At 70.1% G+C, this 12387-nt stretch carries 12 protein-coding genes and 1 pseudogene; 7 read left to right on the top strand and 6 right to left on the bottom strand.

The genetic code is table 11. The features are described 5' to 3' along the window. The 3 genes and pseudogenes from ACFXGJ_RS21425 to ACFXGJ_RS21415 all read left to right on the top strand — a co-directional run. A pseudogene (locus ACFXGJ_RS21425) lies at nucleotides 1-466 on the top strand (peptide-binding protein); the annotation flags it as partial. Further along, nucleotides 463-1002 carry an adenine phosphoribosyltransferase gene (locus ACFXGJ_RS21420; protein ID WP_378624462.1) on the top strand — a complete coding sequence of 180 codons (540 nt, stop codon included), beginning with the start codon at nucleotides 463-465 and terminating at the stop codon, nucleotides 1000-1002. The pseudogene ACFXGJ_RS21425 and the gene ACFXGJ_RS21420, both read left to right, overlap by 4 nt. A 109-nt stretch (nucleotides 1003-1111) precedes the next feature. Further along, nucleotides 1112-3442, top strand: coding sequence for a RelA/SpoT family protein (locus ACFXGJ_RS21415; protein ID WP_378624458.1), 2331 nt, complete (start codon nucleotides 1112-1114; stop codon nucleotides 3440-3442). Nucleotides 3443-3642: 200 nt separating this feature from the next. Here ACFXGJ_RS21415 and ACFXGJ_RS21410 read toward each other — a convergent pair whose 3' ends face one another. Further along, nucleotides 3643-4860, bottom strand: coding sequence for an erythromycin esterase family protein (locus ACFXGJ_RS21410; protein ID WP_378624456.1), 1218 nt, complete (start codon nucleotides 4858-4860; stop codon nucleotides 3643-3645). A gap of 113 nt (nucleotides 4861-4973) precedes the next feature. On the opposite strand from ACFXGJ_RS21410, the gene ACFXGJ_RS21405 reads away from it, so the two are divergent. Then, nucleotides 4974-5669: a MerR family transcriptional regulator gene (locus tag ACFXGJ_RS21405; RefSeq protein ID WP_378624464.1), complete on the top strand. Its 696-nt coding sequence runs from the start codon at nucleotides 4974-4976 to the stop codon at nucleotides 5667-5669. A 106-nt stretch (nucleotides 5670-5775) separates the two neighbouring features. Here the strand turns inward: ACFXGJ_RS21405 and ACFXGJ_RS21400 are convergent, their stop codons facing one another. Both ACFXGJ_RS21400 and ACFXGJ_RS21395 read right to left on the bottom strand, forming a co-directional pair. Then, the gene (locus ACFXGJ_RS21400) at nucleotides 5776-6594 is read right to left on the bottom strand and encodes a peptidylprolyl isomerase (protein WP_378624453.1); all 819 of its coding nucleotides are present in this window, start codon (nucleotides 6592-6594) and stop codon (nucleotides 5776-5778) included. Then, a complete protein-coding gene (locus ACFXGJ_RS21395) occupies nucleotides 6591-7466 on the bottom strand; it encodes a peptidylprolyl isomerase (protein WP_378624448.1) in 876 nt (291 codons plus the stop codon). Before ACFXGJ_RS21395 ends, ACFXGJ_RS21400 begins: the two co-directional genes overlap by 4 nt. A gap of 134 nt (nucleotides 7467-7600) precedes the next feature. On the opposite strand from ACFXGJ_RS21395, the gene ACFXGJ_RS21390 reads away from it, so the two are divergent. Genes ACFXGJ_RS21390 through ACFXGJ_RS21380 form a run of 3 tightly spaced genes read left to right on the top strand, consistent with a single transcriptional unit; the run spans nucleotide 7601 to nucleotide 10198 of the window. After that, nucleotides 7601-8281 (top strand): MBL fold metallo-hydrolase, encoded by a 681-nt coding sequence (locus ACFXGJ_RS21390; protein ID WP_378624444.1) that lies wholly within the window; start codon nucleotides 7601-7603, stop codon nucleotides 8279-8281. 14 nt (nucleotides 8282-8295) lie between these two features. Then, nucleotides 8296-9576, top strand: a complete 1281-nt coding sequence (gene hisS, locus ACFXGJ_RS21385; protein WP_378624439.1) for a histidine--tRNA ligase — start codon at nucleotides 8296-8298, stop codon at nucleotides 9574-9576. Beyond that, nucleotides 9563-10198, top strand: a complete 636-nt coding sequence (locus ACFXGJ_RS21380; protein ID WP_378624435.1) for a hypothetical protein — start codon at nucleotides 9563-9565, stop codon at nucleotides 10196-10198. The genes hisS and ACFXGJ_RS21380 overlap by 14 nt, the downstream gene beginning before the upstream one ends. Before the next feature lie 46 nt (nucleotides 10199-10244). Here ACFXGJ_RS21380 and ACFXGJ_RS21375 read toward each other — a convergent pair whose 3' ends face one another. Genes ACFXGJ_RS21375 through ACFXGJ_RS21365 form a run of 3 tightly spaced genes read right to left on the bottom strand, consistent with a single transcriptional unit; the run spans nucleotide 10245 to nucleotide 12129 of the window. Then, a complete protein-coding gene (locus tag ACFXGJ_RS21375) occupies nucleotides 10245-11204 on the bottom strand; it encodes an alpha/beta fold hydrolase (RefSeq protein WP_378624431.1) in 960 nt (319 codons plus the stop codon). Nucleotides 11205-11243: 39 nt separating this feature from the next. Beyond that, nucleotides 11244-11444, bottom strand: a complete 201-nt coding sequence (locus ACFXGJ_RS21370) for a hypothetical protein (protein ID WP_378624428.1) — start codon at nucleotides 11442-11444, stop codon at nucleotides 11244-11246. A gap of 4 nt (nucleotides 11445-11448) precedes the next feature. Further along, nucleotides 11449-12129, bottom strand: coding sequence for a TetR/AcrR family transcriptional regulator (locus ACFXGJ_RS21365; protein ID WP_378624426.1), 681 nt, complete (start codon nucleotides 12127-12129; stop codon nucleotides 11449-11451). Between the last annotated feature and the right edge of the window lie 258 nt (nucleotides 12130-12387).

Below are 12387 nucleotides of genomic sequence, written 5' to 3'. Positions count from 1 at the left end.
GGACAAGCGGCGGGCCGCCACGGTCGCCGCGATCGCGGCGACCTGTGCGCCCGCCGGGATCACCGTGCAGGACGCGGGGACGCCGGGGTTCCTGCCGAGTGGGCTGGCCACCGGCCAGGTGGACGCGATACTCGGGGGGACGGCATCCGCGCAGGGGTCTGCAGGCGCCGACTCGCAGATCCCGCCCGTCTATTCGCTGGCTGCGGGCAACGGAACGAATTACGGCCAGTACCACAACAATCGGGTCACCGAGATCGCCGACCAGCTGGCGGTCGACACCGCGCAGGGCAGCCGGCTGAACCTCTCCACCGAGGCCGAGAACATCCTGTGGGCGGAGATGCCGTCGATTCCCCTGTTCAACGAGCCGCGCACCACCGCCATCGCGAAGGGCATGCACGCGGCGGTGCCGAACCTGTCGGTCTCGGGCGCGGGCTGGAACATGGACAGGTGGATACTGCTCCGGTGAACACCGACAGTTCGACCCGCGCCGCCGCCGACCTCACCCGCCTGACCCGGTGGGTCGACGACTTCCCCGAACCCGGGGTGCAGTTCGCGGACGTGACGCCGGTGTTCGCGGATGCGAACGCATTTCGTGACATCGTCGATGCCCTCGCGTCGGTCGGGGCGGGTGCCGATCTGGTCGCGGGCATCGATGCTCGCGGGTTCCTGCTCGGCGCCGGGGTCGCGCTCGAACTCGGCGCCGGCGTCCTCGCGGTGCGCAAGGCAGGCAAGCTGCCGCCGCCGGTGCTCGGGCGCGAGTACTCGCTCGAGTACGGCACCGCGCGGCTCGAGATCCCCGCGGACGGCCTCGACCTGCGCGGGCGCAGGGTGCTGGTGATCGACGACGTGCTCGCGACCGGTGGAACCCTCGGTGCCGCCGCGGAACTGCTCGCCGATGCGGGTGCGGAGGTGCTCGGGGTGGCGGTGGTACTCGAGATCGAGGTGCTCGGCGGCCGGGACCGGCTGACGAAGCACCCGGTGACGTCCCTGCTGCGGGTCTGAGGACTAAAGTTGTGACCGGCGACGTTCTCGCTGGTTGTGCACGAGGTCGCGGCGGGCGGTTACGCGCGACAGGCGGTACCCATTTCGATTCGGCGGGAGGTGACGTCAGATGACCCAGAACCTCGACAGGTCGCGGTCCGGAAGCGGTGAGACGAAGCCACCGGCGGAGGGCGCGGCGCCTCCGGTGCCCACCTCGGCGTCACGACGGGTTCGCGCGCGCCTGGCGCGCCGGATCACCGCGCAACGCAACGCGACCATCAAACCGGTGCTCGAGCCGCTGGTCAGCCTGCATCGGGAGTTGTACCCGAAGGCGAACCTGGCGGTGCTGCAGCGCGCCTACGATGTCGCGGAGGAGCGCCACGCCAGTCAGAAGCGCAAGTCCGGTGATCCGTACATCACCCATCCACTGGCCGTGGCGAACATCCTCGCCGAGCTGGGCATGGACACCACGACGCTGGTCGCGGCGCTGTTGCACGACACCGTCGAGGACACCGGCTACAGCCTCGAACAGCTCACCGAGGAATTCGGCGAGGAGGTGGCCCACCTCGTCGACGGCGTGACGAAGCTGGACAAGGTGGTGCTCGGCACCGCCGCCGAGGGCGAGACCATCCGCAAGATGATCATCGCCATGGCCCGCGACCCCCGGGTGCTGGTGATCAAGGTTGCCGACCGGCTGCACAACATGCGCACCATGCGCTTCCTGCCTCCGGAGAAGCAGGCGCGCAAGGCCAAGGAAACGCTGGAAGTGATTGCGCCGCTGGCGCATCGACTGGGTATGGCCACGGTCAAGTGGGAACTCGAGGACCTCTCCTTCGCGATCCTGCATCCGAAGAAGTACGAGGAGATCGTCCGGCTGGTCGCCGATCGCGCGCCGTCCCGCGACACGTACCTGGCGAAGGTGCGGGCCGAGATCAACGCGACCCTCGCCGCGTCCCGGATCAGCGCGGCCGTCGAGGGCAGGCCCAAGCACTACTGGTCGATCTACCAGAAGATGATCGTCAAGGGCCGCGACTTCGACGACATCCACGACCTGGTGGGCGTGCGGATCCTCTGCGACGAGATCCGCGACTGTTACGCCGCGGTCGGCGTCGTGCACTCGCTGTGGCAGCCGATGGCGGGTCGGTTCAAGGACTACATCGCGCAGCCGCGGTACGGGGTGTACCAGTCGCTGCACACCACCGTCGTCGGTCCCGAGGGCAAGCCGCTCGAGGTGCAGATCCGCACCCGCGACATGCACCGGACCGCCGAGTTCGGCATCGCCGCGCACTGGCGGTACAAGGAAACCAAGGGCAAGCACTCCGGTGACGCCGCCGAGGTCGACGACATGGCGTGGATGCGCCAGCTGCTCGACTGGCAGCGGGAGGCGGCGGATCCGGGGGAGTTCCTCGAGTCGTTGCGCTACGACCTGGCGGTCAAGGAGATCTTCGTCTTCACCCCGAAGGGCGACGTGGTGACGCTGCCCGCCGGATCGACGCCGGTGGACTTCGCGTACGCCGTCCACACCGAGGTGGGGCACCGGTGCATCGGTGCCCGCGTCAACGGCAGGCTGGTCGCGCTCGAGCGGACGCTCGAGAACGGCGAGGTGGTGGAGGTGTTCACCTCCAAGGCGCAGACCGCCGGTCCGAGCCGGGACTGGCAGGGCTTCGTGGTGTCGCCGCGGGCCAAGGCGAAGATCCGGCAGTGGTTCGCGAAGGAACGTCGCGAGGAGGCCCTCGAGTCCGGGAAGGACGCGATCGCCAAGGAGGTCCGCCGCGGCGGGTTGCCGCTCCAGCGCCTGATGAACGCGGAGTCGATGTCCGCGATCGCGCACGAGCTCCGCTACGTGGACGTCTCGGCGCTGTACACGGCGGTGGGCGAGCACAACGTCTCCGCGCAGCACGTGGTGCAGCGACTGGTCGCGCACCTCGGTGGCGTCGGCGACGTCGAGGAGGAGCTGGCCGAGCGGTCGACCCCGTCGAACATCCCGACCCGGCCGCGCCGGACCACGGACTCGGGCGTGCTGGTGCCGGGCGCGGAGGGCACGGTGGCGAAGTTGGCGAAGTGCTGCACGCCGGTGCCGGGCGACGAGATCATGGGCTTCGTGACCCGCGGCGGCGCGGTGAGCGTGCACCGCACCGACTGCACGAACGCCGGTTCGCTGCGCGAGCAGGAGGAACGGATCATCGAGGTGCAGTGGGCGCCGTCCGCGTCCTCGGTGTTCCTGGTCGCGATCCAGATCGAGGCGCTCGACCGGCACCGGCTGCTCTCGGACGTCACGAAGGCGCTCGCGGACGAGAAGGTGAACATCCTCTCGGCGTCGGTCACCACGTCCGGTGACCGGGTCGCGATCAGTCGGTTCACCTTCGAGATGGGTGACCCGAAGCATCTCGGCCACGTGCTCAACGTGGTCCGCAATGTCGAGGGCGTGTACGACGTGTACCGCGTCACCAGCGCCGCCTAGGCGCCGACGCGCCTGAACCCTGGCGCCCCCCCCTGGACGAAGTCCTTGGGGGAGGGGGCCGTCCTTGCCGATTCTCTTCGAGATCAGTCGGGTGGCGCGGCCGCCGTCGAGGGGATTGCCCTCATGGTGGTCGCTCCGGCGAGCTGCCACGCGCCCACCGACGGTGGGGCGGTGAGCATCTCGACGCGCGGCACTTCCGGCTACCAGTACTGATGCCGCTTTCCGTCGGTGTCGCCGACGAAGATGACCGCGTCGGCGCCGTCCAACTCTGCCGGGTCGAGCGGGATGTGGCCGGGCAGGATCGGCTCGCCCGCACCGATCGAAGGGGGAAGTGCGTCGCGGAGCGCCTGTGCGGGGAACAGCGCGCGGCGGGTGGTCGCGTCGGCCAGCACACCCTGGAGGGTGTCCGGATCACTGTCGGGGTTGGCGTCGGTTGCCAGGAACGCGTACCGCCCGCCGAGGGTGAGCCCGACGAGTGCCCCGGCGCTGCACCAGTTCACGTCGCCGCCTGCGACGGTCGTCCGAGGCTGCGCGCGCTGCAGGTGCACGTTGTGCGCGAACACCAGGCTCGGCCCGCGGCGCTGCTCCTGGGCGACGATCGCGCGCAGGTTCTCGGCCATCATCTCGGCGCGCAGGCTGAGCAGGGTGGCGATGCGATCGGACGCCGCACCGGCCATGGCCGCGTGATAGCGCAGTAGGCCCTGGGCGGTGCGTGCGTGTGCGACGGCGTGGTCGTAGCCGGTCGCGTCGGCGGAGTGCAGGCCGGGTGCCGCACGGTGCAGGGCGCTGGCGAGGTCGTCCGCGACGATGCGCAGGGCGCGAGCGCGATCGGAGCCGCCGATGGACGCTGCCGGGTCGTACATGGCCGCCTCGTTCGTCCAGTCCGTGTCGTCGCCGAGCAGCGCGTCGAGGTCGCGGACCGACTCGGGTCGCAGCGCAGCGGGCAGGTACTCGCTGACCGAGCGCAGAGCGCACCGCGGGCTGGGCGCGCCGGATTGCTCCACCGGCGCGTCGAAGCCGTGGAAGCGAATTCGATCCCGCGGCGCGAGGCCGGCGTTGTGGGCGCGCAGCCATTCGACGAGTTCGCGGTTGCCCGGCACGGCGCCGAACCCGTGGCTGAACCCGGTCGCGAGCACCTCGTCGACATCCGCCGTAGCCCCGCCCACGTAGTCGTCGACAACGGACGCGGCGAAGTAGTCGGTCTCCAGCACGATCGACCGGTATCCCCGTTCGGTCAGGTGGCCGAGGAGTTCGTTGCGCAGCAACGGGAATGCCGCGATCCCGTGTGTCGGCTCGCCGAGCGCGAGCAGCGTCGGCGGATCGGTTCGCGCCGCGAGCAACTCGTCGACGGCACGGCCGAGGCTTGCGGTGTCGTCGAGCTGGCGGCCGATCCCACGCAGCGATGTGGCAGTGGACATGAAATACCCCTTTCGAAAGGAACTGCCCTCGACGCTATCGTTGAAGATTCCGGTGAGACTTGTGAGACATCTACCTGGAATTGATCGACTGAAGTCTCAATCGGAGGTGCGCGCTGCGACCCATAGACCTCGCCCGGGAACACGGATTGTCCGCCCAGGCGATCCGCAACTACGACGACGCGGGCGTCCTCCCGCCCACCACGCGCAGCGAGGCCGGCTACCGGCGCTACACGCCACTGCACGCGCAGGCTCTGCGTGCCTTCCTCGCATTGCGCGGCGGGCACGGGCATCGGCAGGCAATGGAGATCATGCGTGCGACCAACCGGAGGGACACCGAGTCCGCCTACCGGCTGATCGACGCCGCGCACGTCGCGCTGCTCGCCGAACGCACCACCCGCACCGAGGTCGCCGCCGCACTCGGCACCCTGTCCGCCGCCACCCCAGCGCCGGCCGACTGTCCTCCGCTCACCGTGGGCGAGCTCGCGCGCCGACTCGGTGTGCATCCGGCAACGCTGCGCACCTGGGAGACCGAGGGCATCCTGCGCCCCGAACGAGACCGGTCGACGGGCCGTCGCGAATACGGACCGGACGGCGTGCGCGACGCAGAGATCGCCCGGCAGCTCCGCCGGGGCGGGTACCCGCTGCGCCAGGTCGCGCAGTTCGTCGAGTCGCTGCGCGAGGCGGGCGGGACGCAGGCGTTGAGCGCCTTCCTCGATGCCTGGCAGGACCGCCTGACCGCCCGCAGCCGCAGTCTTCTCACCGGCGCGGCCCAGCTCGACGCCTACCTCGCCATGCTCGATCGGATGTAGCAGGGGTGACCGATGCCGCACACGAGTCGGGACCGGGAGTGCGGCGTAGGTGCGCGCTCCCGGTCCCGATGTGACGGTCGCTCGACAATCGAAGCCGAGCGACCGGTCAGCTGACGGTGACCTTCTCGATCTGGATCGGGGTGTTCGGCTTGCCGCCACCCGCGGACATCGAGCCGTCGTCGCCCGCCGAGGCGACCTTCTCGATGGTGGCCAGGCCGGCGTCGTCGATGGTGCCGAACACCGTGTACTGCGGCGGCAGCGGCGAATCCTGGTAGACGAGGAAGAACTGGCTGCCGTTGCTGCCGGGCTGGCCGGTGTTGGCCATCGCGATGGTGCCGCGCGGGTACACCACCGGCTGCTGTCCGGCCGGATCCGACGGCGCGAACTGGTTGGACGGGTACTCGTTGAGGTAGCCGTATCCCGGGCCGCCACGGCCGCTGCCCGACGGGTCACCGCACTGCAGGATGTACAGCCCGCTGGTGCTCAGCCGGTGGCAGGGGGTGTCGTTGTAGTAGCCCTGCCCGCTCAGGCTGACGAAGCTGTTGACGGTGCACGGCGCCTCGGCGCGGTTCAGGGTCAGCCCGATCGGGCCCTGCGAGGTGGTCATGGCGATCTGCGCGGTCCCCGACGTGGGGACCCCGTCCGGGTTCGGCGGGTTCACCGGCTTGATCGGCTGGCCGCTCGCCGGGTACGAGCACGCCGCGGTCGGCGACTCCTGGACCGGCAGGGCCGGCAGCTTCGGGTATGCGGACAGGTCTGGCGCCGCGGCAGTCTGATGCGCCGGGGTGAGCGACGTCGACGACGAACTCGTGGAGTTGTCGTTGCTCGAGCAGGCGCTCGCGGCGAGCACCAGGCCGATGCCCGCCGCCGCGATGAGGGTCTTCTTGACGGTCACGATGCTCCTGACAGCGCTCGTGCGGCTCATGCCGCGACGGTTGCGGTGGTGATCTGGACGGGGGTGTTCGGCTTGCCGCCGCCCGCGGACATCGATCCGTCGTCGCCTGCCGCCGCGATCTTCTCGATGGTGGCGAGGCCGGCGTCGTCGATGGTGCCGAACACCGTGTAGTTCGGCGGCAGCGGCGAATCGTCGTACACCAGGAAGAACTGGCTGCCGTTGCTGCCGGGCTGTCCCGTGTTGGCCATCGCGATGGTACCGCGCGCGTAGGTCACCGGGCTGCTCAGCGCCGGATCGTTCGGGTCGTACTGGTCCGTCGGGAACTCGTTGTTGAAGCCGTAGCCGGGACCGCCGGTGCCCTGGCCGGTCGGGTCGCCGCACTGCAGGATCTTCAGTCCGGTCGTGCTCAACCGGTGGCACGGGGTGTCGTTGAGGTAGCCCTGCGAGGCGAGGCTGACCATGCTGTTGACCGTGCACGGGGACTCGGCGCGGTCGAGCTCGAGGCCGATCGGTCCCTGGCTGGTGTCCAGGTTCACCGTGACGGTGCCCTGGGCGGAGACGCCGGTGGCGCTCGGGGCGTTGACCGGCTTCGCCGCTCCCTGGCCGTCCGCCGGGTAGCTGCAGTCGACCGTCGCCGGCAGCGCCTTCGCGCGTGCGGTGGGCATCGGGGCGGCGGACGGGGACTCCTGCGTCGTGGCGGCGCCGTCTGCGGTGTTGTCCGAGCTGCCGTCGGACTTGGTCAGGGAGTAGACGACGGCGCCGGCGGCGATGACGAGCACCACACCGAGAATCGAGGCGCCGATCGTCATCTGCTTGCGCTTGCGGGACTTCTCCGCCCGGCGTTCGAGCTGTCGCTCCAGCTTGCGTTTCGCGGCCTGGCGACGCTGCTCATTGCTTGGCACTGCTGCATACCTCCGGGGAAACCGTCGAATTAGTCGCTGACAGAGTGTGCCATTAGAACCTGTGAAAAGGCTGGAGTGTCGGGCGCATAGGCTGTCGGTCGAGAAAAGTTACCCGTCACTTAGGAGCGACTGCCGTGCTCGTCACCGGATTTCCCGCCGGAGCGTTTCAGACGAACTGCTACATCCTCGCGCAGGACGGGGCGAGCGAATGCCTCGTCGTCGACCCCGGTCAGGATGCCACCGAGCCACTCGTGGAGTTCCTGAGCAAGTCCTCGCTGACCCCGGTCGCGGTGCTGTTGACGCACGGGCATCTCGATCACACGTGGTCGGTCGCGCCGGTGTGCGAGAAGTACGGCATCCCGGCCTACATTCATCCCGAGGACCGCTACATGCTCAGCGATCCGCTGCGCGGCACCGGTCCCGCGCTGGCCGCGATGATCGGCGACGCGCAGTTCCGCGAGCCGGCTGAGGTGATCGAGCTGTCCGACGGCGACGACCTCGAGCTCGCCGGGATCTCCCTGGTCGTCGACCACACGCCCGGCCACACGCAGGGGTCGGTGGTGTTGCGGACGACCGCGGACACCGACCGTGGCCCGGTCCAGGTGGCGTTGACGGGGGACACCCTGTTCGCGGGCTCCATCGGCCGGACGGACCTGCCGGGCGGTGACCACGAGCAGTTGCTGCGCTCGATCGCGGCCAAGCTGCTCGTTCTCGACGACGGGACCGCGGTGCTGCCGGGCCACGGCGGCGCGAGCTCGATCGGGCAGGAGCGAGCGTCGAATCCGTTCCTGGTTGGACTGGCCGGATCCAGGTAGGGGAAAGTAGAGCAGTGAGCAAGCCCAGCAACAGCGCATTTTCGGCCCCCAAGGGCGTCCCCGACTACGTGCCGCCCGCGTCGGCGGAGTTCGTCGCCGTCCGTGACGGGCTGACCCGCGCGGCGCGCCTGGCCGGCTACGGCCACATCGAGTTGCCGATCTTCGAGGACACCGGGCTGTTCGCGCGCGGCGTCGGCGAGTCCACCGACGTGGTGAGCAAGGAGATGTACACCTTCGCCGACCGCGGCGACCGCTCGGTCACACTGCGTCCCGAGGGCACCGCCGGCGTGATGCGAGCGGTCATCGAGCACGGACTCGACCGCGGCCAGCTCCCGGTCAAGCTCGCCTACTCGGGGCCGTTCTTCCGGTACGAGCGGCCGCAGGCAGGCCGGTACCGGCAGCTCCAGCAGGTCGGCGTGGAGGCGATCGGCGTGGACGACCCGGCGCTCGACGCCGAGGTGATCGCGATCGCCGACGCGGGCTTCCGCAGTCTCGGCCTCGAGGGGTTCCGGCTCGAGATCACCTCGCTCGGTGACGACACCTGCCGCCCGCAGTACCGGGAGTTGTTGCAGGAGTTCCTGTTCACGCTCGACCTCGACGAGGACACCCGTCGGCGTGCGGAGATCAACCCGCTGCGCGTGCTCGACGACAAGCGCCCGCACATCAAGGAGATGACCGCGGACGCGCCGCTCATGCTCGACCACCTGTCGGAGGAGGCCAAGGCCCACTTCGACGAGGTGCTCGCGCACCTGGATGCGCTGGGCGTCCCGTACACGGTGAACCCGCGGATGGTGCGCGGTCTCGACTACTACACCAAGACCACCTTCGAGTTCGTGCACGACGGTCTCGGCGCGCAGTCGGGCATCGGCGGCGGCGGACGCTACGACGGACTTATGGAACAGCTCGGCGGACAGGCGTTGTCGGGCATCGGATTCGGCCTCGGCGTGGACCGCACGGTGCTCGCGCTCGAGGCGGAGGGCAAGACCGCCGGCAGCCCCGCGCGCTGCGAGGTGTTCGGGGTGCCCCTCGGCGACGAGGCCAAGGCGACGCTCGTGGTGATCGCGGCGCAGTTGCGGGCCGCGGGCATCCGGGTGGACATGGCGTATGGCGGCCGCGGGGTCAAGGGCGCGATGAAGGCGGCCGACCGTTCCGGCGCGCGGCTGGCTCTGGTGCTCGGCGAACGCGACATCGCCGACGGTGTGATCGGCGTCAAGGACCTCTCGACGGGCGACCAGCGTCAGGTGCCGCTGGAGTCCGTGGTGGCCGAGCTGGGTTCGGTCCTTGGCGAAGGGTGACGCCGCGGGATCGGTTGCACTGGACCTGATTCCGGTCGAGATGATCCGGCCGCGGTTGCGCGGACTCGCGGTGGTGGCGGTCGTGATCGGCGTGCTGGTCGCCGCCGTGTTCGCGCTGTTCGCGTCAGCCGGGGTGGCTGTGCTGGTCGGTGCGATCATCGCCGTGCCCACTGCGCTTTCCGCCCTGCTGGCGATGCGGCGCCGAATCTGGTTGTCCGGCACCACCGTGCACGCGCGCACCGGCCTCCGGACCAAGTCCGTCGACCTCGGTGTCGCGGTGAGCGCGGAGCTGGTGGTGCGGGTGGCACGGGTCAGTCAGGTGGCACTGCGGGTCGGCGACGACGCGCGCCGGGTGACGGTGCCGCTCGCGCTCTACACCGCCGACGGCGGCCGCGAACTCGAGGTGCTCGCCCTGCGCTCGCTGGCGGACGCGCTGGTGTCCGGGGACCTGGTCCCGGCCGTGGCGATGTCCGACGCCCTGGTCGGCCAGCTGCGAGCGGAGGCGCGGGGCGCGGGGCTCGAGGAGCGGCCGCTCTACCGTGCGGTGCAGTTGGCACGGTCGGCCAGCAGAGTGCCGGAGACGGTTCTCACCGACGACGAGGTCGTGGGGCTCACCAACTGACGAAGTGGGTGACGATGTCGGCACCTGATGCGCCGTGGACGAACTGTCATGTGCCCGGCAGTTGCCCGGCCCGGACCCGCATGAGCAGGTCCCGGAACTTGGCGGGCTCCTCGAAGTGTGGCGTGTGGGCCGAGTTCTCGAACCACACGAGCTGCTTGCGCGGCGCCTCCAGTGAATCTGCGAAGCGCTGGGCCGCGTCGCCCGGCGACACCTGGTCCCGACGGCCCTGCGCCAGCACGACCGGCACGCGCAGTCGGGGCAGGGTTCGGACGAGGTCCAGGTTGGCGAGCTCGGGCAGTAGCGCGGCCTGGGTGGCGCCGATGCCGCGAACGGTGCGGATCACGTCGGCGACCGAGTAGTCCGACGAGCGCACCAGGCTCGCGAGCAAGGTGCGCATCATGGTCCCGTACGTCTCGTCGACGGTGACCCCACCGAAGTTCGAGGCCCAGCGCACCCGGGTCCCGAACTGCTTCGTGTTCAGGTGGGGCGGCGGGCCGATCCCCTCGAGCTGCCGGATCGCGCGCTTGTTGCCGCGCCTGCGGGCGGCGCCGAGCACGAAGTCATAGGCGCAGTTCGCAGCGGCGACGCCGTCGATGTCCGTGCCCACCGCGACCGCCGCCGCCACGAGGTCCGGGCGCCGCTCGGCAGCGCGCAACCCGGTGGTCGCGCCGAGGGAGAATCCGACGACGAACGGCGCTGCGTCGAATCGGTCGCGCAGGACCTCCAGGAGCGAGACCGTGTCGCTCACCGCCAGCTCCAGGCTGAGCACGTCCGTGCCGTTGCCTCCGCGCAGCGACCGACCGCATCCGCGCTGGTCCCAGTAGATGACCGTGAAGTCCCGCTCGAGACCGAGCAGGTTCCCGAACCGTCGCACCTCGTTCATCATCGGAAGGCCGGGGCCCTGCTGGATCAGGAGGAGGACGGGGTTGGACTCGTCCGCGCCTCGCACGCGCATCCACTGCGTGGTGCCGCCCAGCCGAACCGCGTCGAGTACATCGATCGCCATGCCGTCTCCTCGCCTGGATGCCGAAGGGCTTGCCTCACGTCAGCCGCGCAGTGCGGCACCGACTCGCGCGGCGTAGTCGGCCGCCTCGAACTCGTCGCCGCACTTCGTGCGTGGCCAGACGAAGCCTCGCAGACCGTCGCCGTTGGTGCGCGGCACCACGCGCGCGTGCCGGTGCGGCACGCTCTGCGAGACCGGCGCAGCGTGCTCGACGACGTCGCCGAACACGCCCTCGCCGCGCACCGGTTCAGGCCTCGGCCGCGACGTCGTCGAGCAGCATGCCGGCCGGGGACCGGAGCGATTCGACGTCGGTCCAGCCGAGTACTCGAAGTCCCGCGTCGGCGAGCAGCTGCGGCGCCTCTGGCCCGAGATCGACCGGCTCACCGCCCTCGCCGTCGCTGCGGTCGTTGATCACCGTCTCGACGATCCGAAACGGCAGCCCGGCACACGCGGTCTCCGAGCTGCCCAGTTGGGTGAGCACCGCCCGAGCGAGGGTGGAATAACGCTCCCGCAACAGTTGTCGCTCCCGGCGGAAGTGGGCGAACCGCTCGGTGCGCAGTTCGGGCAGCAGGTAGAGGGCGCCGAGATTCCACCGCCCAGACACCAGTTGCCCGCTGTCGAACAGGATCAGCGCGGACAACCGCACCGCGGCCGGTTCGGTGCGTTCGGTCAGTCGCGTCGCCAACTCCAGTGGGGCGGAGACGGTCTTGCGCAGCAGCGCCGCGAGGATGTCGTCCTTCGTGGCGAAGTGGTGGTAGAGCGAGGCCTGGCGCATCCCGACCACCTCGGCGATCTGCCGGGTCGAGGTGGACGCGAACCCCTTGGTGGTGAACAGTTCCGCGGCGGCGTCCAGGATCTCGGCCTGTGCGGTCGGTCCGGGACGACGCGGTTTGGTCAGCCGGGGTCGGCCCGGTCCGGCGGTGGTCACGTCCCGATCCTGCCAGCTTCCGGTCTGTTCGGGCCCCCGACGCACCCGCGAGCGGGGAGAATCGGGATCGTGCAGAACAACCGCACCCAGGCCGGCCCCGCCGCGATCGACCACGGTCTGGCGGGTGTGAGCGCCGCGGAACGAGCAACGCCGAGATCGGCGGGACGGTCCCGATGCGGGAGTGGATCGGCGACGATCCGACCGTGAGCATCAGCTACTGATCGGACCGTCCCCGCTGGAAGCCGTGCAGAACCTGGG

This window comes from Rhodococcus sp. NPDC059234, from assembly GCF_042754225.1.
Lineage (GTDB): Bacteria > Actinomycetota > Actinomycetes > Mycobacteriales > Mycobacteriaceae > Rhodococcus_G.
Note: the sequence above shows the minus strand (reverse complement) of the source record. Positions and strands in the feature narration are given on the sequence as shown.

What these genes read in the sequence shown, in the direction of transcription:
- ACFXGJ_RS21400 (WP_378624453.1), bottom strand. Translation starts at nt 6,594, where the DNA reads ATGAGCCGCACGAGCGCTGTCAGGAGCATCGTGACCGTCAAGAAGACC.
- ACFXGJ_RS21375 (WP_378624431.1), bottom strand. Translation starts at nt 11,204, where the DNA reads ATGGCGATCGATGTACTCGACGCGGTTCGGCTGGGCGGCACCACGCAG.
- ACFXGJ_RS21415 (WP_378624458.1), top strand. Translation starts at nt 1,112, where the DNA reads ATGACCCAGAACCTCGACAGGTCGCGGTCCGGAAGCGGTGAGACGAAG.
- ACFXGJ_RS21410 (WP_378624456.1), bottom strand. Translation starts at nt 4,860, where the DNA reads ATGTCCACTGCCACATCGCTGCGTGGGATCGGCCGCCAGCTCGACGAC.